This window comes from Eikenella sp. NML120348 (assembly GCF_001648435.1).
In the GTDB taxonomy this organism is placed as follows: Bacteria; Pseudomonadota; Gammaproteobacteria; order Burkholderiales; family Neisseriaceae; genus Eikenella; species Eikenella exigua.
Genome location: NZ_LXSP01000001.1, coordinates 199,148 through 221,296, shown reverse-complemented (window position 1 = coordinate 221,296; position 22,149 = coordinate 199,148). Strand labels below are relative to the sequence as shown.

General features: G+C 57.0%; 18 protein-coding genes and 1 tRNA gene. 14 read left to right on the top strand and 5 right to left on the bottom strand.

Annotation, left to right across the window (positions count from 1 at the left end; all coding sequences use genetic code 11):
• The first annotated feature begins 188 nt into the window (after positions 1-188).
• Positions 189-1,145: an EamA family transporter RarD gene (gene rarD / locus A7P99_RS01035; protein WP_231863692.1), complete on the top strand. Its 957-nt coding sequence runs from the start codon at positions 189-191 to the stop codon at positions 1,143-1,145.
• Positions 1,146-1,255: 110 nt separating this feature from the next.
• Here the strand turns inward: rarD and A7P99_RS01030 are convergent, their stop codons facing one another.
• The gene (locus A7P99_RS01030; RefSeq protein ID WP_067527605.1) at positions 1,256-2,749 is read right to left on the bottom strand and encodes a patatin-like phospholipase family protein; all 1,494 of its coding nucleotides are present in this window, start codon (positions 2,747-2,749) and stop codon (positions 1,256-1,258) included.
• Between the two features lie 189 nt (positions 2,750-2,938).
• On the opposite strand from A7P99_RS01030, the gene ppx reads away from it, so the two are divergent.
• The 12 genes from ppx to A7P99_RS00970 all read left to right on the top strand — a co-directional run bounded on the left by ppx (position 2,939) and on the right by A7P99_RS00970 (position 16,274).
• On the top strand, positions 2,939-4,432 hold the full coding sequence (gene ppx / locus A7P99_RS01025) for an exopolyphosphatase (protein ID WP_067446585.1): 1,494 nt from the start codon (positions 2,939-2,941) through the stop codon (positions 4,430-4,432).
• Positions 4,433-4,681: 249 nt separating this feature from the next.
• Positions 4,682-5,872 (top strand): lysozyme inhibitor LprI family protein, encoded by a 1,191-nt coding sequence (locus A7P99_RS01020; protein WP_067446582.1) that lies wholly within the window; start codon positions 4,682-4,684, stop codon positions 5,870-5,872.
• Positions 5,873-5,925: 53 nt separating this feature from the next.
• The gene (locus tag A7P99_RS01015) at positions 5,926-6,462 is read left to right on the top strand and encodes an NUDIX hydrolase (protein ID WP_067446579.1); all 537 of its coding nucleotides are present in this window, start codon (positions 5,926-5,928) and stop codon (positions 6,460-6,462) included.
• A 42-nt stretch (positions 6,463-6,504) separates the two neighbouring features.
• Complete coding sequence (locus A7P99_RS01010; protein WP_067446576.1) at positions 6,505-6,816, top strand: hypothetical protein; 312 nt, start codon at positions 6,505-6,507, stop codon at positions 6,814-6,816.
• Entirely contained in the window at positions 6,816-6,995 is a 180-nt protein-coding gene (gene ccoS, locus A7P99_RS01005) for a cbb3-type cytochrome oxidase assembly protein CcoS (protein WP_003822854.1), read from the top strand. Before A7P99_RS01010 ends, ccoS begins: the two co-directional genes overlap by 1 nt.
• Complete coding sequence (locus tag A7P99_RS01000; protein WP_067686243.1) at positions 6,992-8,302, top strand: MFS transporter; 1,311 nt, start codon at positions 6,992-6,994, stop codon at positions 8,300-8,302. Before ccoS ends, A7P99_RS01000 begins: the two co-directional genes overlap by 4 nt.
• A gap of 151 nt (positions 8,303-8,453) precedes the next feature.
• On the top strand, positions 8,454-9,449 hold the full coding sequence (gene mltG / locus A7P99_RS00995) for an endolytic transglycosylase MltG (RefSeq protein ID WP_064084722.1): 996 nt from the start codon (positions 8,454-8,456) through the stop codon (positions 9,447-9,449).
• A gap of 1 nt (position 9,450) precedes the next feature.
• Positions 9,451-10,053 (top strand): inner membrane-spanning protein YciB, encoded by a 603-nt coding sequence (locus tag A7P99_RS00990; RefSeq protein ID WP_067686240.1) that lies wholly within the window; start codon positions 9,451-9,453, stop codon positions 10,051-10,053.
• A gap of 19 nt (positions 10,054-10,072) precedes the next feature.
• Complete coding sequence (gene tmk / locus A7P99_RS00985) at positions 10,073-10,693, top strand: dTMP kinase (RefSeq protein WP_067447337.1); 621 nt, start codon at positions 10,073-10,075, stop codon at positions 10,691-10,693.
• A 109-nt stretch (positions 10,694-10,802) separates the two neighbouring features.
• A complete protein-coding gene (gene tkt, locus A7P99_RS00980) occupies positions 10,803-12,785 on the top strand; it encodes a transketolase (protein WP_067686237.1) in 1,983 nt (660 codons plus the stop codon).
• 412 nt (positions 12,786-13,197) lie between these two features.
• Positions 13,198-15,225 carry an OPT family oligopeptide transporter gene (locus A7P99_RS00975; protein WP_067686234.1) on the top strand — a complete coding sequence of 676 codons (2,028 nt, stop codon included), beginning with the start codon at positions 13,198-13,200 and terminating at the stop codon, positions 15,223-15,225.
• Positions 15,226-15,641: 416 nt separating this feature from the next.
• Positions 15,642-16,274, top strand: coding sequence for a DUF4189 domain-containing protein (locus tag A7P99_RS00970; RefSeq protein ID WP_067527595.1), 633 nt, complete (start codon positions 15,642-15,644; stop codon positions 16,272-16,274).
• 56 nt (positions 16,275-16,330) lie between these two features.
• Here A7P99_RS00970 and A7P99_RS00965 read toward each other — a convergent pair whose 3' ends face one another.
• Positions 16,331-17,734, bottom strand: a complete 1,404-nt coding sequence (locus A7P99_RS00965; RefSeq protein WP_067527593.1) for a chloride channel protein — start codon at positions 17,732-17,734, stop codon at positions 16,331-16,333.
• A gap of 284 nt (positions 17,735-18,018) precedes the next feature.
• Here A7P99_RS00965 and A7P99_RS00960 point away from each other — a divergent pair.
• Positions 18,019-18,112 (top strand) — tRNA-Ser (locus A7P99_RS00960).
• 296 nt (positions 18,113-18,408) lie between these two features.
• Here the strand turns inward: A7P99_RS00960 and A7P99_RS00955 are convergent.
• The 3 genes from A7P99_RS00955 to A7P99_RS00950 form a co-directional block, all read right to left on the bottom strand.
• A complete protein-coding gene (locus A7P99_RS00955) occupies positions 18,409-20,058 on the bottom strand; it encodes an electron transfer flavoprotein-ubiquinone oxidoreductase (RefSeq protein WP_067446556.1) in 1,650 nt (549 codons plus the stop codon).
• A 234-nt stretch (positions 20,059-20,292) separates the two neighbouring features.
• Positions 20,293-20,403 carry a methionine/alanine import family NSS transporter small subunit gene (locus tag A7P99_RS09500; RefSeq protein ID WP_035580098.1) on the bottom strand — a complete coding sequence of 37 codons (111 nt, stop codon included), beginning with the start codon at positions 20,401-20,403 and terminating at the stop codon, positions 20,293-20,295.
• Complete coding sequence (locus A7P99_RS00950) at positions 20,400-21,932, bottom strand: sodium-dependent transporter (RefSeq protein WP_197481752.1); 1,533 nt, start codon at positions 21,930-21,932, stop codon at positions 20,400-20,402. Before A7P99_RS00950 ends, A7P99_RS09500 begins: the two co-directional genes overlap by 4 nt.
• Between the last annotated feature and the right edge of the window lie 217 nt (positions 21,933-22,149).

The following is a 22,149-nucleotide window of genomic DNA, read 5'->3' as shown; positions in this document are numbered from 1 at the left end:
ATCTGAAACCGCCCGACGGATTTTCAGGTAGCCTCTACCGTTCTCGTGTAACCCAAACAAACTGGCTTATAGGTTTCGTTTGATTCGATAGCTAAACACTTATTTTTTCATGTAAGGTAGCAAGCGGCAGAGTACAAGTAATACAGCAAGGTGCATCCACACCGCATGAAAATATAAACACTTAAGCTATGGCCACGCTGAAGCCAACACTTCCAGGTAGTCTCTACACCATCCGCCAACACATCATGAATACCACCCACTCCACCGAATACCGCCGCGGCCTCTACTGCGTCATCGGCTGCTACCTGATTTGGGGCTTTTTCCCGCTCTACTGGCTGCCCCTAGTCGGCCAGCCCATCGGCGCCGGGCAACTGATGGCACACCGTATCGTATGGGCATCGCTGCTCGCCATCGGCGCGGTAGCCTGCTCACCTTCTGCCCGCACCCAACTCGTACAAGCCGTCAAAAGCCGCCAAACCCTCACCGCCTTCGCCATCTGTTCCACCCTATTGGCGGCAAACTGGCTGCTCTATTTGGCTGCCATCACCCAACGGCAGGTATTGCAAGCCAGCCTGGGCTACTTCATCGCACCCCTCGCCAGCATCTTCTGCGGCCGACTGTTTCTGCGCGAAGCCCTGCGCCCGCTGCAAATCGGCGCGATTCTTTTAGCCATCGTGGGCGTGGTGTGGCTTTCCGCATGGGGCGGGCAGATGCCTTGGATTGCACTGGGCATCGGTGTGAGCTGGAGCATATACGGCCTGTTGCGTAAACTTGCCCCGCTGCCAGCCCTGCCCGGCTTCACGCTGGAAACACTGATGTTGCTGCCCTTTGCCCTCCTGTATCTTGGCTGGCATTATTGGCACGGCAGCCTGGTCTTCACCCAATTGCCGCCCCTGCCCTTGGCCATTGTAATCGGCAGCGGTGCCGCCACCATGATTCCGCTGCTGCTGTTTGCCGCCGCCGCGCAACGCATCCGCCTCACCACCATCGGCATACTGCAATACCTCTCGCCCAGCCTGCAATTCCTACTCGGCCTCACCGCCTTCCACGAGCCGTTCAGCCGTATGCAGTTTACCGGTTATCTGTGGGTATGGGCGGGTGTGGCGCTGTTCGTGTGGGGCGCACGTAAAAAGCAGGCTCCCTGAAAGCTGATCAATACGATAAAGCAAGCTAACACTAGCTTAGTTTGATATCCACCCACTATAAAAGGCTACCTGAAATCTTTCAGGTAGCCTTCCAGCTTAACCAACTATCCTCACTCTGCCTCACCTTCCTCCAAACAATCTGCCCTGGTTGCCGCTGTGCCGTTTTTGCAGGCATCTTGAGCCGGCGCAGTCGAGCCTTCTTGTGCCCCTGATTCTGACCCCGCTTCTTTCGATAAGGCAGCCAGCACCCGGGCGTATTCGGGCGATTGGCGCATCAGCACGCGGGCGGCTTCTTTCAGGTTGTTGATGTCCTCACGCGGCAGGTAAAAGCTGGTGGAAATATTGAGCACGTTTTTGCGCAGGGTGGAGTCGGGCAAATCTCGCAAGCTTAGGCTCACGAAATGCAGGCTGATCGGCTGGCCTCGGCGGCTACCGGCCTGGCTGTTCCATTGGTCGGCCACAGCACGGATGCGGCGTAGCGACTCTTGCGAATTTTGGTCGATGGGCACGTTGATGATGGCGCCCAACACATCGTAGAGGCCGGGCACTTTGGCACTTTGGTCGATGGTACTGTCGAGCTGGTTTTGCGCGTTTACGCTGATCACGATGATTTTGCGCACGTTTTGGTTGGCCAGCTGGCGGTGCAGAATTTGGCTGGGATAGATTTCAGTGGCTTCCAGTAGGCCGCGCAAACCGAGGTTGTCGGTGAGACCGCCGTCGAGCAAATGGACATAAGGACGGTTTTTGCTGTCTTGATATAGCGCCAACTCTTGGCCAAACTCGCGGCGGGTTCGGGCTTGCTGCTGCTCGTCGCTACCGTGTTCCAGCGCGTTTTGCAGGCGCGGCGGCAGGGTGTAGCCGCAGTTGCCGCCGTTGTTGTTAATCGTAATCGGGCTGAACACCACGGGTACGGCGCTGGAGGCGGCCACAGCGCGCGCCAGGCGCAAATCGGAAAGGTTGAGGCACATCATGTCGAAAAATTCTTGCGTGAAATCAAAGCGCCGCCCTATCGACATATCGGTGGCCGACACCACGGCAAACGGGCCTTTGCGCCGACTGGCCAAATCACCGAAGGTGGCGTGGCCAAACAGGCTGGCTTCAAACTGCTCCTGCAGCAAATCGCCGCGCCCGAATTCAGGCGAGGTCAGGCGCGGCAGGTTGGCCAGCGAGAACACTTGCCGGCTTACCAGTTTTTGGAAATTCTGCTTCAAGAATTGCTGTTCAAATGCAGGGATGGTATCGCGCCCATGGAGCGAATAATAAGTAGCCAGCACCGAGCCGCCGGACACGCCGTACACCAAGTCCACGCTATCGAGCAGCGGTTTTTCCCGCCCTTCGATGTACACCGGCTGCTTGGCCAGCTCTTCGAGCACGCCGTAGCCCAAAGCCGCCGCGCGCGTGCCGCCGCCGGAAAACAGCAGCACCACGAATACATCGTCGTTTTGCTGCGCAATGCTCTGCTCCAGCCGGTAGCCCTGCGTGGTATCTACTTTCGAAATAGTAGCCACCGGCCGATAGTTCACCAGCGAGCAGGCTCCAAGCAGCGCCAACAACCCCGCCGCCACACCGCGTTTCAGCACAGCATTGCACGCACGAATCCGCATAAACCAACCTTTCACACTCAATCTAAACCATAACGCAGGCTACCTGAAAAATAGAAAACCAATTTTCAGGTAGCCTCAAGCGCATTATAACAAAGCCGCTTCCCCTAGAGGCGAGCTGAAATTCCGCAGCATAATGACACACTAGGCGCCGCAAGGTAAGATACACGCTTTCTATCCAACACAAGCAATATGACCATTCCCGCCAATATGCTGGCCGCGGTAGACCTCGGCTCCAACAGTTTCCGCCTGCAAATCTGCACCAACCACAACGGGCAGCTGCAAATCGTTGATTCCATCAAAGATATGGTGCGCTTTGCCGCCGGGCTGGACGAACACAAACAACTCGACCAAGCCGCCCAAGAGCGGGCACTAGCCTGTCTGGCCAAATTCCACGAGCGCCTACGCGGCTTTCCGCCCGAGCAGGTGCGCGCCGTGGCCACCAACACCTTCCGCGTGGCCAAAAATATCGCTCCCTTCATGCCCCGCGCCGAAGCCGCCTTGGGCTTTCCCATCGAAATCATCGCCGGGCGCGAAGAAGCCCGCCTTATCTACACCGGCGTCATCCACACCCTGCCACCCGGCAGCGGGCAGATGCTGGTGGTTGATATTGGCGGCGGCTCCACCGAATTCGTAATCGGCAGCCGCCTGCAGCCCGACATCACCGAAAGCCTCAATCTCGGCTGCGTAAGCTACAGCCTGCGTTTCTTCCCCAAAGGCAAAGTATCCGCCGAATCCTTCAAGCTAGCCGTCAACACCGCCCGCAGCGAAATCCAACGCATTGCCAAGCTGTTGAAAAGCACCGGCTGGCAGCTGGCCGTGGGCACTTCCGGCACCGCCCGCACCCTGCGCGACCTCATTGCCGCCGCCAATCCCGAAGACAACCGCATCACTCCCGCCGCCCTACAAAAAATTGCCACCCGTCTGATTGAAGCCGGCAGCACCAAAAAAGCCAAATTCGAAGGCATGAAAGCCGACCGCATCGAAGTATTCGCTGGTGGGCTGGCCATGATGAACGCCGTATTTGCCGAGCTCGATATCGACAGCATGACCGTAACCGACGCCGCCCTACGCGACGGCGTATTCTACGACCTCATCGGCCGCCAGCTCAACGAAGACATGCGTGAGCAAACCATCGCCCATTTCCAACAGCGCTACCACGTCAGCCAAAACCAAGCCCAACGCGTGGCCACCCTCGCCGCCCAGTTCTTCAACATGCTCGCCGAACGCGAATCCGAAAAAGAGCGCCACTATTGGCAACAATACCTGCGCTGGGCCGCCCTCGTGCACGAAATCGGCACCGACATTGCCTACACTGCCTATCATAAGCACTCCGCCTACATCCTCGAGCAAGCCGACATGCCCGGATTTTCCCGCCAAGAGCAGCAAATCCTCGCCACCCTGGTGCTCGGCCAGCGCGGCGATTTAAAAAAAATGGCCGAGCTGCCTATCAGCCCCACCATGTGGCTTGCCGTGGCCGCCCTGCGCCTGGCCGTACTGTTCTGCCGCGCCCGCCTGCCACACACCCTGCCCGCAGGCACCCGACTGAGCTACGAAAACAAAAACTACACCCTCGCCATTAGCCGTCAATGGCCGGAAGACAACCTCCTCACCGCCGGCGCACTGGCCGATGATGCCGCCCAATGGCGCAAAATCGGCATCCGCTTCAGGTTGCTGCTGCAATAGCACCAGCATGCCGCAAACTCTCAGGTAGCATTTACCGCCAAACCAAACACAGGCTACCTGAAAAACTACAGCTTCAGTTATAGCCAAGTAATGCTTCTCTCTACCAAGCAGCAAGCTGCCAACAGTATAAGTGGCAAGCCGCAGCAGCAGGAAGTAAAGTGCTTTCGCTGCAAAACCAAAATTTCCCGCCATCGCTCACCATGGCGGGTTAGAATACTGTTATCCATCTCCTAATCAAGGAATCCAAACATGAACCCCCTGATTAAACCCGTCCTCGCCCTCCTGATCGCTGCCTCGCTGGCTGCCTGCGGCAAAGAAGAAGCCAAACCGGCCGCCCTCAGCTGCCAAGCACCCGAAGCGCTCGAACAGCTCAAAGCCCAAATTCAGGCTACTGCCTTCCCGCCTAGCGACAGCGAACTGCCCGCCCCACAGGTTGGTGCCGCCGAAATCCAGGCCGCACTCGACCAGCTCGGCTTCGAAATCACCGACATCCGCACCACCCAAGCCGCTTCCGAAGACAACAAACAACTTGCCTGCGAAGCCACCCTGCGCTTTGCCCCCAAACCGGAAGCCCAAGCCCGCCTGAAACAAAGCATTTCCGACTACATGGAGATCAATGAAAGCGACGGCATCGAATACAACGAAATGATGACCGCCGGCGACCCCACCCTCAAACCCGACGGCCAAGGCGGCTACATTCGCCCGCTCAACTACACCGTCAGCCAAACCGACAGCGGCGACAAACTCGTTATCAACGTAGACAGCAAAACCGCCTCCTCCGGCCTGCAGCCGCCCCTGTCCTTCTACCTCACCGCCCCCGATTTGGCCAAACAAGTAGCCGAAATCCGCCAGAAATCCGCAGCCGAGGAAACCCGCCAGCAAGAGCTAAACACGCTCGACCAAAACCGTCTGCAAGCCCGTATCGAACTTTTGCGCACCGAAAACAAACAGGCGCAAGAAAACCTGAATAAGACTTGGCAAGCACTGCCCGACGCCGTCCAAACCGCGCTCAAAGACGCGCAAAGCCAATGGGCACGTCTGCGGGTGAGCCAATGTACCTACCAAAGCAAGGCCGATTCCACCGATCCGCTAGAGCAAGAAGCACTGCGTATCGAATGCGACACCCGCGAGCTGCAGCAGCGCATCCCCACCCTCAAGCAGGAAGCCGAAACTTTCACCGGCAACCAGCTCACTGAAGCCACCCAGCGTGCCCAAGCCGCCCAGCAGGAATTGCGCAATGTGTGGCAGAGCGTGCCTGCCGATGTGAAAGACATCATCGGTCAAGACTACCAATCCTGGGCCGCCAGCAGCGCAGCCAAATGTGCCCAAGCCGCCCAACAGGCCGGCGGCGGCAACAACGGCCAGCTCGCCCGCCTCGAATGCACCGCCACCGAGGCCCGCAACAAGGCCAAAGAACTGCGCGGCTACGTTTCCCAATAATCTGTTTCTAGAAAAGGCTACCTGAAAATTTCAGGTAGCCTCACCCCACTGCAATGAACCTCACCGAAACCCAACTCTCTTCCGAACCGATTTTCGACGGCAAATTCGTTACCATTGCCCGCGATACTGTGCGCCTGCCCAACGGCAACCAAAACTACCGCATTGTTATCCGCCACCCCGGCGCCGCCTGTGTGCTGGCCGTTACCGAAGCAGACGAAGTGGTGCTGGTGCGCCAATGGCGATATGCTACCGGCCAAGCCCTGCTCGAGCTGCCCGCCGGCAAGCTCGATGCCGGCGAGGATCCGGCCGTATGCGCCGCGCGCGAACTGGAAGAAGAAACCCCCTACCGCGCCCAATCCGTACGCCTACTGCATACCTTCTACACCGCCCCAGGCTTCTGCGACGAGAAAATGTATCTCTACCTCGCCGAAGGCATCACGCCCACCAGCACCCGCAAGCCCGACCAAGACGAATTTGTCGAAACCGTATTGCTCTCGCGCCAAGCCGTGCGGGAAGCCATTGCCAACAACCAGATTCAAGACGGCAAAACCTTGGTCGGCCTGCAATATTGGCTGCTCAACAGCAAATAACACACTCAACTAAGGCTACCTGAAATAAAAGGCTACCTGAAAATGCGCCAATTCACCCTCAGCACTCCCAACGGCACCCTGCTCGGTTTCCTCGTGCTCATTGCCGACAACGACGATGAGCCCATCTCCGGCAGCGCCATGATTCAAGCGCACGCAGCCGCGTTGCCGCCGGAAGATGCCGCGCCTGCCCGTGCATTGGAAGCCCTGGCCGGCCAGCTGCTGGTTTGGCAGCCGCATGGCGAGGGCATTGCCCTGTATGATGCCGAAGGCGGCCTGGCAGCCGATATCCGCCAGCAATACCTGCGCCTCGGCGGCCACACCCTGCTGCTCACCGATTTGGAAGGAAACCTTTGATGGACAGCGTGTTTATCTTGATTCCCATCAGCATCGTGCTAGCCTTCGTAATCGGCTATTTCTTTTGGTGGTCCGGCCACAACGGCCAGTTTGACGATTTGGAAGGCCCCGCCCACCGCATTCTGATGGACGACGATTCCGTCCATCCCGACTCCCCACCCCCGCAGGACAAACCATGAATCCAGGCTTCAAATTTGCCGTATCGCGCCGCTTTGCCCCGCTGTTCGGCACCCAATTCCTCGGCGCACTCAACGACAACCTGTTCAAAATCGCGCTGGCCACCATGATCAGCTTTTATGGTTTGGGCAAAAACGGCTTCATCGAGCCGGCACAAATGATTAACGTGAGTGCGCTTCTGTTTGTGTTGCCCTTCTTCCTGTTTTCCGCCCTCTCCGGCCAGCTGTGCAACAAGTTCGACCGCAGCCGCATGGCGGTGGCGGTGAAGGTGGCCGAAGTGCTGATTATGCTGCTGGCCACGGTGGGCTTCCTCAGCCAGTCGCTGCTGCTTTTGCTGCTCTGCATTTTCCTGATGGGCCTGCATTCCACGCTGTTCGGCCCGCTCAAATACGCCGTATTGCCCGATTATTTGGACGAACACGAGCTGATTGTGGGCAACAGCCTGGTGGAAGGCGGCACGTTTCTCGCCATCCTGTTCGGCCAGATTTTGGGCACTATTCTGGCCGGTATCGGCGGCACCACGGTATCCGTTTTCCTGCTCATCATTGCTGCCGGCGGTCTCGCCTCCAGCCTGTTTATGCCGCGCGTGACGCCGAAAACCCCGGAAGCAAAAATCGACTGGCACATTGTGCACAACTCCAAAGCCATTCTGAAACAAGCCTTTGCCAACCGCGAAATCTACGCCGCCATCATCGGCATTTCCTGGTTTTGGTTTATCGGCGCGGTGTACACCACCCAGCTGCCCACCTTCACCAAGCTGCACCTGGGCGGCAACGACAATGTGTTCAACCTGATGCTCACCCTGTTTTCCATCGGCATCGGCAGCGGCTCCGTGCTGTGCGCCAAACTCAGTCACCGCCGGCTCAATCTCGGCTGGGTGGCCGTGGGTACGGTGGGCATGGCCATATTCGGCCTGCTGCTCGTTTCCCTCGTGCATGGCACGCACTATCACGAATACAGCGGCATCGGCAGCTTCCTGTTGCGCGGCGATGCCTATGCCGTGATGCTCTGCATCGTGTTGCTCGGCTTCTGCGGCGGCTTTTTCTCCGTGCCGCTCTACACCTGGTTGCAAACCGCCAGCAGCGAAGAATTCCGTGCTCACGCCATCGCCGCCAACAACATCATCAACGGCCTCTTCATGGTGGCCGCCGCCCTGCTCTCCGCCATCCTTCTATGGCTGTTCGACAGCATCAACCTGCTTTACCTCATCGTGGCGGCAGGCAATATTGTGGTGTTGGTGTATCTGCTGAAAATCGCCCCACCAATCCGCGAAGGCTGGCAACGCTGGTTTGGTAAAGAAGAAGAGTAAAGTTCGGCCTGCAAACCGCAACAAGGCTACCTGAAAAACAAACAAAGCAGTTTCAGGTAGCCTTTGCCCGCCCTCCAAATCAACCGCGCCGCTTCGCATCCGCCCCGCCCTGGGCTATACTGCCGCCCTTTAATCGGCCACACCGAAACCCATGCTGAAAAAAATCCTCTATTCCCTGCTTGCCCTTATCCTGCTGGCCGCCGCCCTATTTGCCGGCCTGCTCTTCGCCCCCAAAGACACCCACAGCCAACGCCTGCGCGTGGAGCGTGGCAGCGGCATCGGCAGCGTGAGCCGCACGCTGGCCGCCAACGATGCCATCTACAGCCGCTGGGTGTTCGTAGCCGCCGCCTACCTCACCGGCACCCACAAACAGCTCCTGCCCGGCAACTACCGCCTCCAGCCCCGCGCCTCCTCCTGGCAAATCCTGCGCCACCTGAAAAACGGCCGCCCCGACACCATCACCGTACGCATTATCGAAGGCATGCGTTTTGCCCAAATGCGCCGTCTCATCAACCAAACCGCCGACATCCGCCACGACACCGCCGGCTGGAGCGACCGCCAACTCCTCGCCGCCATCGCCTCCGATGCCGACGTGCAACATCCCGAAGGCCGCTTCTTCCCCGACAGCTACGAAATCGACTACGACAGCAGCGATTTGCAAATCTACCGCCTTGCCTACCGCCGTATGCAAAGCCAGCTGCAATCCGCTTGGAGCGACCGTGCCGGCAATTTGCCGTATAAAAACCCCTACGAGCTGCTCACCATGGCCAGCATCATCGAAAAAGAAACCGCCCACGAAGAAGACCGCGCCAACGTGGCCGCCGTATTCGTCAACCGCCTCAACCAAGGCATGCGCCTGCAAACCGACCCCACCGTGATTTACGGCATGGGCAGCGCCTATAACGGCCGCATCCGCCGCGCCGACCTCCAGCGCGACACCCCCTACAACACCTACACCCGCGACGGCCTGCCCCCCACCCCCATCGCCCTGCCCGGCGAAGCCGCCCTCCAAGCCGCCGCCCACCCCAGCGGCGCCGACTACCTCTACTTCGTCTCCCGCATGGACAATACCGGCAAAAGCGAATTCAGCCGCACATTAGACGAACACAACGCCAACGTCCGCCGCTATATTTTGAAAAGACCGTAACATGACCGCCCTGCTCGACCTCCTCCCCCTCCTCGCCTTTTTCATCGCCTCCAAGAAATTCGGCCTCTTGGCCGGCGCTGCCGCCGTATTGGCCGCCACCCTGATTGTGTACGGCATCCACCTCGTGCGGCAAAAATGGCGGCTCACCAAACAGCAATGGGTGGTGCTCGTGCTCACCATCCTCTTCTGCGGCGCCACCATCCTCCTGCGCGACGACCTCTATCTGCGCTGGAAAACCCCCATCATCAACCTCAGCTTCGTCCTCGCCCTGGCCGTAAGCGCCCTTATCGGCAAACCCCTGATGCAGCCCGTGGCCAAAGACGTATTCCGCTTCAGCCCGCAAGGCTGGCAACGCCTCACCTACGCCTGGGCCGCCTTCTTCCTCCTGCTCGCCGCTCTGCACTACTGGTTCGGCCTCTACCACTACGACGCCTCCGAGCAGGCCAAAAACCTGTTTATCCACTTCAAAAGCTACGGCCAGCTCATCCTGATGGGTATCTTCCTCGCCGCCCAAGCCTTCGTATTGCGCAAACACCTCAATATCGAAAGCGAGGCAGCGCCTGAAAGTGAAACGCCCGATCAGCCAAACCAACAGCAACACTAAAGCAAAAGGCTACCTGAAAATGACCTCCGCCCATTTCATCACCCTCGACGGCATCGATGGCGCCGGCAAAACCACCCAACTGGCCGTAATCCGCGAATGGTTTGCCGCACAAGGGCGCCCCGTCTTGTTCACCCGCGAGCCCGGCGGCACACCCTTGGGCGAAGCCTTGCGCCGCCTGCTGCTCAGCCCGCAAACCCAGGCCTGCCTGCGTGCCGAAACCCTGCTCATGTTTGCCGCCCGCGCCCAGCATATCGAAAGTGTTATCCTGCCCGCTCTGGAGCGCGGCGTCTCCGTGGTGTCCGACCGCTTCACCGATGCCACCTTCGCCTACCAAGGCGGCGGCCGCGGCCTGCCAGAAGCCGATATTGCCCAGCTCGAACAATGGGTGCAGGGCAGCCTGCGCCCCAGCCTCACCATCCTGCTCGACGTGCCGTTGGAAATTTCCTTGGCACGCATCGAACGCAGCCGCCACAAAGACCGCTTCGAGCAGGAAAAATCCGATTTCTTCACCCGTGTGCGACAAAGCTACCTAGAGCGCGCCGCCGCCGCACCCGAGCGCTATGCGGTTATCAACAGCAACTGCAGCAAAGCCGTGGTGCGCCGCGATATTGAGGCCGCACTGGAAAAGCTGTTCGCCTGATGTTTTGAACGCACTGCGTAAAAGTGCGATAATTTGCGCCGTTTTCGCTTGCCGGGTAATTTTCAGGTAGCCTCATTACTCTATCTAAACCAATCATTTAGGAAACACTATGCCCTCCCAACTTGCCAACGCCATCCGCTTCCTCTCCGCCGATGCCATCCAGAAAGCCAACTCCGGCCACCCCGGCGCGCCTATGGGTATGGCGGAAATGGCTGAAGTATTGTGGACAAAATTCCTGCACCACAACCCTGCCAACCCCAAATTCTACAACCGCGACCGCTTCATCCTCTCCAACGGCCACGCGTCCATGCTGTTGTACAGCCTGCTGCACCTGACCGGCTACAACCTGAGCATCGAAGACCTAAAAAACTTCCGCCAACTGCACAGCAAAACCCCAGGCCACCCCGAATACGGCTACACCGACGGCGTGGAAACCACCACCGGCCCGCTGGGACAAGGCATTGCCAACGCAGTGGGCATGGCATTGGCCGAAAAAATCCTTGCCGCTGAGTTTAATAAAGACGGTTTGAACATCGTCGATCACTACACCTACGTCTTCATGGGCGACGGCTGCCTGATGGAAGGCGTATCGCACGAAGCCTGTTCGCTCGCCGGCACCCTGGGCTTGGGCAAACTGATTGTTTTATATGATGACAACAATATTTCCATCGACGGCAAAGTGGACGGCTGGTTTACCGAAAACATCCCGCAACGCTTTGAAAGCTACGGCTGGCACGTCGTTCCCAACGTAAACGGCCACGACACCGCCGCCATTCAAGCCGCCATCGAAGCCGCCCGCGCCGAAACCGGCAAACCGTCCCTCATCTGCTGCAAAACCTTAATCGGCAAAGGCAGCGCCAACAAAGAAGGCAGCCACAAAACCCACGGCGCACCTTTGGGCGCGGACGAAATCGAAGCCACGCGCAAACATCTGGGCTGGACTTATCCCGCCTTTGAAATCCCGCAAGAAATCTACGCCGCATGGAGCGCGAAAGAGCAAGGTGCGAAACTGGAAGCCGAATGGAACGAACTGTTCGCGCAATACCAAGCCCAATATCCCGCCGAAGCCGCAGAATTCGTGCGCCGCATGGAACACAGGCTACCTGAAAACTTCGATGCCTATATTCAGACGGCCTTGCAAGACGTGTGCGCCAAAGCCGAAACCATCGCCACCCGTAAAGCCAGCCAAAACAGCATTGAAATTTTGGCTAAAGAGTTGCCCGAACTGGTAGGCGGTTCTGCCGACCTGACCCCGTCCAACCTGACCGACTGGTCTAACAGCGTCTCCGTTACCCGCGACAAAGGCGGCAACTACATCCACTACGGCGTGCGCGAGTTCGGCATGGGCGCAATCATGAACGGCCTTGCCCTGCACGGCGGCATTAAACCGTTTGGCGCGACTTTCCTGATGTTCAGCGAATACGAGCGCAATGCCTTGCGTATGGCGGCGCTGATGAAAATCAACCCTGTCTTCGTCTTCACCCACGATTCCATCGGTCTCGGCGAAGACGGCCCGACCCACCAACCCATTGAGCAAACCGCCACCCTGCGCCTGATTCCGAATATAGACGTATGGCGCCCGTGCGACACCGCCGAATCCTTGGTCGCATGGGCGGAAGCGGTAAAAGCCGAAGACCACCCGTCCAGCCTGATTTTCAGCCGTCAAAACCTGAAATTCCAAGCGCGCAACGAACAACAACTGAACGACATCAAACGCGGCGGCTACGTCATCAGCGAAGCCCAAGGTAACGCCCAAGCCGTCATCATTGCCACAGGTTCCGAAGTCGGGCTGGCTCTGGAAGCGCAAAAAGCCCTCGCCGCGCAAAACATCGCTGTGCGTGTCGTCTCCATGCCGTCCACCAACGTGTTCGACCGCCAAGATGCCGCCTATAAAGCCGCCGTCCTGCCCGAAGACCTACCGCGCATTGCCGTAGAAGCCGGACACGCCGACGGCTGGTACAAATACGTCGGCCTGAACGGCGCAGTGGTCGGCATCAACCGCTTCGGCGAATCCGCTCCTGCCAATGTGCTATTTAAAGAATTCGGCTTTACCGTGGAAAATGTTGTCAATGCCGTGAAATCGGTGCTGTAAACGCCCGCTATTAATCAGGCTACCTGAAATTTTCAGGTAGCCTTTCTCTCTCTTGTCCGCATATAACCCTATCAAACAATTAGCCGGCATCTGCTGCTCTTTCTGCTCAAAATATCTCTTCTACTTTCCCCATCTCTACCATATATCCCTATATCCATATGTAAGTTTACGTTAAATATAAATTAACGCACAACAAGCATTTCCTGATTAATGATTTTTCATACCATGATATTATTTTATTATATATAATTAATTCAATCTATTATCAAAATATTTCAAATAATCATGTATAACTTCTTTTCTGTTATTTTTTAGTAAATTGTAAATAATTATTTACATTTGCTAATTTCCTATTGACATAATCGGAATATCGAAAAAAAATGCAACCTCATTCCAACCGAAGGTAAAGATTATGTCTATCTCAACTCACGACCCTTATGCCAACTACAGGGAGCTTACCCTGCGCGGCATGATATTGGGTGCATTGATCACAGTTGTGTTCACCGCTTCCAATATTTATTTGGGGCTGAAAGTTGGTCTCACTTTCGCCTCTTCTATTCCAGCTGCTGTGATTTCTATGGCAATTTTGAAGTTCGCCAAAGGCAGCAATATCCTTGAAAACAACATGGTGCAAACCCAGGCTTCTGCCGCGGGTACGCTCTCTTCCGTGATCTTCATCCTGCCCGGCCTCTTGATGAGCGGCTATTGGACAGGTTTCCCGTTTTGGCAAACCACTCTGCTGTGTATGGCCGGCGGTATTTTGGGGGTAATTTTCACCATCCCGCTGCGCTATGCCATGGTGGTGAAAAGCGATTTGCCCTATCCCGAAGGCGTGGCTGCGGCTGAGATTTTGAAAGTCGGCAGCGGCGACGGCGTGGTGGGCGAAGAAAATGCCGACACCGCGCAAAAGGCTGACAGTGGTATCGGCGAAATCGTTACCGGTGGCGTGATTTCCGGCATTTTCAGTTTCGCCAGCAACGGCCTGCGCGTAGTGGCCGACAGCGCCAGCCTGTGGTTCAAAGCCGGTGCATCTATTTTCCAAATCCCGATGGGCTTCTCCTTGGCGCTGCTCGGTGCTGGCTATTTGGTTGGTTTGGCCAGCGGTATTGCCATGCTGGTGGGCATTGCGATTGCCTGGGGCATCGCCATCCCCTATTTCTCTGCTACCAATCCGCAGCCAGCCGATATGGAAATGGTCGCTTTCGCCATGCAGCTGTGGAAAGAAAAAGTGCGCTTTATCGGCGCGGGCACCATCGGTATTGCTGCCATCTGGACACTGATTACCCTGCTCAAACCCACCCTCGAAGGCATGAAAATGTCATTCCGTGCCATCAGAGGCGGCGAGGGCGCTGCACTGGAACGCGTTGAGCAAGACTTGTCGCCCAAAGCCATGATTGCCTACGCACTGGGTATGATGCTGCTATTGGGCTTTTCCTTCTACCACTTCGTGGCTGATGCCAACCTGCCCACCGGCACGGCTTGGCTGCTGGTAGTGGTCTGCACCCTGCTGGCCTTCGTTATCGGTTTCCTGGTGGCAGCCGCCTGCGGCTATATGGCCGGCTTGGTAGGCTCTTCTTCCAGCCCGATTTCCGGCATCGGCATCATCTCCGTGGTGGCCATTTCACTGGTGTTGCTGGGTGTCGGTAGTGCCAACAACCTGTTTGCCGATGAAGGTACACGCAATTTCCTGGTGGCGCTCACCCTATTCTGCGGCTCCGCCGTAGTAGCCGTGGCCTCCATCTCCAACGATAACCTGCAAGACCTGAAAACCGGCTACCTGATTAAAGCCACCCCGTGGCGGCAGGAAGTGGCGCTGATTATCGGCTGTGTGGTGGGTGCATTTGTGGTATCTTCTGTGCTTGAGCTGCTTTACGCTGCCTACGGTTTCACCGGCGCCATGCCGCGCCCGGATATGGATCCGAGCCAAGCTCTGGCTGCCCCGCAGGCCACGCTGATGACCACCATCGCCAAAGCCATCTTCTCGCACTCGCTGCAATGGAACTACATCCTCACCGGTATCGGTATTGGTGTAGTACTCATCATCATCAACGAAATATTCAAACGCAGCGGCTCCAAACTGATGCTGCCCACCCTGGCCGTGGGCATGGGCATCTACCTGCCGCCGGCCATCAATATGCCGATTGCCATCGGTGCCATCATGGCTGCCTTCCTGAAACGCCATATCGGCAAAGATGAGGCCAAACAGAAAGATGCCGAACGCGTAGGCACCCTGTTTGCCGCCGGCCTGATTGTGGGCGAGAGCTTGATCGGCGTGATTATGGCTCTGATTATTGCCCTGTCTGTTACCAGCGGCGGCTCAGACTCCCCACTGGCGCTGAACCTCGAAAACTGGGACACCACAGGCGAATTCCTCGGCTTGGCCTTCTTCATTGGCGGTATGCTTATTTTCATCCGCCGCATTTTGAAAGTCAGCAAATAAGCCACAACAAAACAGCTAGAGAAGCAGCCGCCCGACACATTCAATCGGGCGGCTTTTTTTTTGCCGCAGCATTTTTCAGGTAGCCTCTTCCAACACAAACAGAGGCTACCTGAAAAATATATCTTCCCATTTTCAGGTAGCCCTTTGCCAACTAAAGGCAATAGCCAACACACAGAAAAATCGATACATGTGCAGGGTGGGCTTTAGCCACCCTGCAGAAAATGGCAGCCCGCAGATCGGGCATTGATGCCCGACACTTTACAGATACAAACACATAATCCGGCATCAATGCCCGACATGCCCCACTTTTCAGGTAGCCTTCAAGCAGCGGGATAGATGTTTACAATATCTTGTTTTTTGTTACAATCCAATTATCGGCAATACCCTTTTTCCCCTTTCCAAACAGGAGCGGCAAGATGAAGCAAACCATGATGAACACGGCAGCGGGCGCGTTGGCGGCAGTGCTATTGGGCGGCGCGGGCTTGGCATATGCCAACCCCTATCCGGTTGGCTCGCAGCAATGGCACAACTTTAATGGCATCATGCAGTCAGAAGCAGATCGGATACAACGCGAGCGCAATGCCGTACGGCAACAGCCGATCAACCGCGGCCCCACCGCCGCCGAAATACGCGCCTGGGAGCAGCGCGAGGCAAAGGTGCAAGCAGAAATCGCGGAACTGCGCCGCACGCCGTTTTATGGAGCGCTGGCCCTTGATTTATCTTCCAACAGTTTGGGCTGGAGTGGCGGATATTATTCCGAACAACGAGCAAGGGAGGAAGCGCTTAAAAACTGCTTGTCGTCCAACTGTAAAGTTGTAAGGGTGTTTAGCAATACCTGCGGTGTGTTGGTTCTTCCGGCAAGGGGAGCCAGATCCGAATCTGATGTGTTTGTCGGGATAGATAAAAATGACCGTCAGGCGGCAGCTAAGGCAAGGCAGGCTTGTGAGTCGAGAGAAGGAGCAGGGAACTGTCGCTTCTCTGCAGTGGAAACCCGACATGGCACGGCATTTTGCACGGGCTATGATTACAGTAGCTACAATCAGCGCTAAAACAGCTGCTTGAGGCTGAAAAGGCTACCTGAAATATTTTCAGGTAGCCTTTTCCATTACTTTGTCGCTCCTTCCGCCAACCGCGCTTCCTCTTCCCGCTGCAACTCCTCGCGCACGCGCTGGCGGAAACGACCTGCCGCGAAATGATAAAACGGCTGCGGGCAAAACTGGCGGGCAATCACCGAAGCCGCAATCGACGACACCAACATCCAAAACAGCAGCGACTGGCTGCCCGTCATTTCCATCACCACCACGCTGGCCGTAAGCGGTGCTTGCGTGGCCGCTGCTAAAAACGCAGCCATGCACAGCAAGGCCAAAATCGCCACCGGTGCTTCCGTGCCGGCAACTTGGGCAATGTGCACGCCCAAGAGCGCACCGATGGCCAGCGAAGGCGTGAAAATCCCGCCCGGAATGCCCGCCCAATAGGAAAACACCGTGGCTGCCCACTTCGCTCCGGCCAGGCCGTAGGCCAAATCCGTCTGCCCGTGCAGCGCGGCTGCCGCCACATCATAGCCCGTGCCGTAGGTTTTCCCGTTAAACAGCACGCCCAAGGCGGCCAGCATCAAGCCGAACACGCCCGCCAGCCAAATCGGGTGCCGGCGCATCCAGTTGCGCCATTTCGGCAGCGCCAGCCAGGTTGCACCCTTGCTTAAAAAACGCGCAAACAGCCCGCCTGCCACGCCGCACACCGCAGCACAAAGCAAGGCCCAGCGCAACATATGCTCTGCCGTTTGCCCGGCGTTAAAGCCTTGAAAATAGGTGCTGTTGCCCTCAATCGCCACCAAAAAAAAGCCCGAAGCCAGCACGCCGATAAAAATCTGCCGCTCCCAATGCAGCGACACCGAACGCCCCAGCTCTTCAATCGCAAAAATCACCCCGGCCAGCGGCGCATTGAATGCCGCCGCCAAACCGCCAGCCGCGCCTGCCGCCAGCAATTCCTTGTCCTGCAAGCGTTTGAATGCCAAATTGTAGCGTTTGCACCAAGAGCCCCATGCCAGCATTACCGCCGCCCCCACCTGCACCGAAGGCCCCTCGCGCCCAATGGAAGCCCCGGCCAACATGCCCAAAAACGTAAGCGGGATTTTCAAAGCCGTGCGCCCCAAAGCCACCAAGCGGTTGCTTCCTTTCACTTTCGGCATCGAAAGCGTGGCCAACACCTGCGGAATCCCGCTGCCCGCCGTATAAGGCGCATAACGGCGCGTGAACCACACAATCAGCATCATCGCTGCCGGCAACACTGCAAACGCTGCCATCGGATACTGCTGAGACCATTTGGCGTTCAGATGCAGCGCATAATCCGCCAATTTGGCAAAACCCAGCGACACCAGCGACACCAAGGCTGCCCCCATCAACAGCAAAATCACCGCCGCCGTTTTGCGCGACAGGCGCTGCGTTTGTTTGATTTTGTGCGACAGCGCCCTGCCGATACCGCTGCTCAGCTTAAAACCCAATCGTTTCATATTGATTTATCCGTTGCGGCTGAAAAATTTGCTTGTCGGCACAAGCCATTCCCAAACGCAGTAGTACGTTAAATGAACAAAACATTTCTTTGCACATTATAGCAAACAGCGATGAAGCGGTAAGCCATTGGTACATTTATGCTGCTTATCCGTTGCAAACTGCCTGCTATTCTGTCAGCTAAAAATCTTTACACTTCAAGTCTATCAAACCCAAGCACCCGCCCTGGGCACAAAATATCTTGCCTTTTAGGTACGCTTCCTATATTATCCGCCGTTCCGAACACGGAGTAGTGGCTGAGAGGCTGAAGGCACACCCCTGCTAAGGGTGCATATGGGCTAAAACCTGTATCGAGGGTTCGAATCCCTCCTACTCCGCCAGTATTAAAACTCCCCAACCGGCAAGGTTGGGGAGTTTGCTTTTGCCTGCTTGGTGTGTGAAGCTTCAGGTAGCCTGTTTGTTCAACCTAATTGGGTTTTGAAACCTATTGAACAGAACGTCGAACACTTAGTGGGTATGGTGCCGATATCAGCGAATAGCTATCTACTCTGTGTATAAGGAATATCGGCATAGTTCTGCCGAGCGGCGCCATGAAGGCTACTTGAAAATCAAATCGCCCAATCCGCTGCTTCCTGCCAAACTCATCAAAAAAAGGCTACCTGAAACTTACCGGCCGCTACATCTCGCCGTAATTCGGTCCTCCGCCGCCTTCAGGGCAGCTCCAAGTGATGTTGGCGGCGGGATCTTTGATGTCGCAAGTTTTGCAGTGGATACAGTCGGCAGCATGGATTTGCAGGCGCGGTTCACCGTTTTCCTGCACAATTTCATACACGCCGGCGGGGCAGTAGCGCGTTTCGGTAGCAGCGAAGCGGCGGTAACCCACCTCGATAGCAGTCTGTTCGCTGGCGAGCTTCAGGTGCGGCGGCTGGTTTTCTTCGTGATGGGTGTTGGCCAGATACACGCTGCTGGCGCGGTCGAACGACACTTGACCGTCCGGTTTGGGATATTCAATGGGGCGGCACGCATCGGCAGGCTTCAGGCTGGCACGGTCGCTGCCGTGATGGCCGATGGTCCACGGAGCGCGGCCGCGGAACAGATACACATCCAGCGCATTGAGCCCCATGGCCGGCCAGAAGCCCCATTTAAAGGCGGGGCGGATATTACGGGCGCGGTAGAGCTCGTCGTACAGCCAGGATTGGCGGAAGGCTTCAGCATAGGCCGCAGCTTCGGCGCCCTCTTCCGCCGCATTGTTTTGCAGTACGCCAAACACGGCTTCGGCGGCCAGCATGGCCGATTTCATGGCGGTATGCGCGCCCTTGATGCTGGGCACATTGAGGAAACCCGCCGCATCGCCCACCAGCACGCCGCCGGGGAAAGTGAGCTTGGGCAGGCTCTGCAAACCGCCCTCGGTGAGAGCGCGCGCGCCATAGGCAATACGCCGCCCGCCTTCAAACACGGGACGGATAGCGGGGTGGGTTTTAAACCGTTGAAACTCTTCAAACGGCGAGAGGTAGGGGTTTTGATAGTCCAGCCCCACCACGAAGCCGACGGCCACTTTATTATCGGCCAAGTGGTAGAGGAAGGAGCCGCCATAGGTGCGGGCATCCAGCGGCCAACCCACGGTGTGCATCACGTTGCCGGGCTGCGACTGTTCGGGCCGCACTTCCCAAATTTCCTTCACGCCCAGGCCGTAGGTTTGTGGCTGGCTGTGGCGGTCTAATTGGAACTTGGCAATCAGCTGTTCGGACAGCGAACCGCGGCAGCCTTCGGCAAACACCGTCTGCCGCCCCCACAGCTCCATGCCGGGCTGGTAGGCATCGGTGGGCTGGCCGTCTTTGCCAATGCCCATATCGCCGGTGGCAATGCCTTTCACGCTGCCGTTTGCCCGGTACAGCACTTCGGCAGCAGCAAAGCCGGGGTAAATCTCCACACCCAAACCTTCAGCCTGCTCCGCCAACCAGCGGCACAACACGCCCAAGCTGATGATGTAGTTGCCCTGATTGTGGAAACTGGGCGGCAGGGGCAGCCGCAGCGCGGATTGGCGCGTGAGGAAAAGCAGCCGCTCGCCTTTTACCGGCTGCTTGAGCGGCGCACCGCGCTCGCGCCAATCGGGCAGCAACTCGTTCAGCACCTTGGGAGTGAACACCGCGCCAGACAAAATATGCGCGCCCACTTCTGAGCCTTTTTCCACCACGCACACGCTGATGTCGCTGCCTGCCTCGGCCGAGAGCTGCTTGAGCCGTATCGCCGCCGACAGCCCGGCCACGCCCGCGCCCACGATCACCACGTCATATTGCATATTCTCGCGCGTTATTTGTTCTGTCATATCTGTCAAACTTTCCTGATTGCGGGCCGTTTTTGCCCGTTTCCATACTAAAAACCGAAGGCTGGATTTTACCACTTCGGTGCTGTTCCCGCCCTGCTTATCAGGCTACCTGAAAGGTTTCAGGTAGCCTTGATGCAGATTGGCCGAACTTAATGTCTACTTGCAGTGAGGCTACCTGAAAACTAAAAAAGGCTACCTGAACCTTTCAGGTAGCCTTTGTTCACAATCGGCTGCTTACTCCTGCCCGCTGCCGTGGTCTTCCGGCAGCCGCATGATCGACACAATCAAGCCACCCCAGATCACCACCAGCGCCACCACCATCATCACAATCGCAATCGTGCTCATTGTTCGTCTCCTTCGGTTTCAACAGGGGTTTCTTGCAGCTTGTCTTCGTGTTTCCACGGCAGGCGGGAAAGCAGGAAGGCAAACACCACCACCCCGATGGCCGTGCCCCAGCCGTAGATATTCACAAACCAAGCCGGGTAGCCGCCATAGCCTTCGGTGAGCAGCGAGCGCGTATCGGTGAAGAGCATGGTGCCCAGCACCAGCGGGGTGATGAAGCCCACAAACAGCAACCAGGTTTTGCCCACTTTCAGAGAAGAGGTTTTGTTGATGTGGCGGGAGAGCACGCCCAGATGACGGCTCAGCACCACGCACAACACATACAGGAAGCCGGCGGCTACGATGCCGTAGGTGTTCACAAATTTATCCAGCACATCCAGCACCGGCAGGCCAGTAGTGGTGCCGAACAGCAACACGGAAGCCGTCATCATCGGCACGCCCACCACCAAGGTAGCGGCCACGCGGCCTGTTTTCAGTTTGTCCTGCACTGCCGCAATCACCACTTCCAGCACGGAAATCAGCGAAGTGAGTCCGGCAAACACCAGCGAGCCGAAAAACAGCAGGCCGATCAGCGCGCCGGCCGGCGCCTGGTTGATGATGGTGGGAAACGCGATAAAGGCCAGTCCGATGCCGCCGGCGGCCACATCGCCCACCTGCTGCCCGCTGGCCGTGGCAATAAAGCCCAGCGCGGCAAACACGCCGATGCCGGCCAAAAGCTCGAAGCTGCTGTTGGCAAACGCCACCACCATGCCGGTGCCGGTTAAGTCTGAATCACGCTTCATGTAGGAAGAATAAGTAATCATGATGCCGAAGCACACCGAGAGCGAGAAGAAAATCTGCCCATAAGCCGCCACCCATACTTCCGAGCTGGCCAGCTTGCTCCAATCCGGGGTAAACAACACGTCCAAACCCTTGGCCGCGCCCGGCAAAAACAGCGCAATCCCCACCAAGAGCACAAACATCACCACCAACAGCGGCATAAAGAAAGTGGACGCGCGCGCCACGCCTTTTTGCACGCCGAAGGCCAAAATCAGCAGCGTAGCCAGCCACACCAACACCAGCGGCACGGTTACCTGCGCCACAAACTGCATCTGCGCCGACACATCCGAAGCCATCTGCAAATAGTCTTTGAAGAAGAAATCGGCAAGATTCGCGCACCAGGCCGCATTGAGCGAATAATAGGTATAGCTGGCCGCCCAACCCAAAATTACCGCGTAGTAAAGCCCGATGAGCACGTTTACCAACACATTCCACCAGCCGATGGTTTCAAACCGGCGGTCGAGGCGGCGGAAAGCCAAAGGCGGCGAGCCGCGATAGCGGTGGCCGACCGCATAATCGAGAAACAAAAGCGGGATGCCCGCCGTGAGCAGCGCCACCAAATACGGCAGGATAAATGCCCCGCCGCCGTTTTTATACGCCACATAGGGAAAGCGCCAGATATTGCCCAAACCCACCGCCGAGCCGATGGCGGCAAACATAAACGCCCGCCGGCTGGAGAAGGTTTCGCGCTTGGGATTTTGCGGATTAGACACGTTTGAATACCTCTTAAAATGTGAATGGCGGCCATTTGCCAAAGCTCAGCGGCCGCCGCAACTTACATCAACAACGATTTTGCAAGCAATCGTAAAGAATCGCCTCCGTTCGGTCAAGCACCGCATCGCCAAATATTGGCAATTTTATTTATTCAAACCAAAATTTAAAGCAATAAAACACTACACATACGCTATAAAACAAGGCTATCTGAAAACC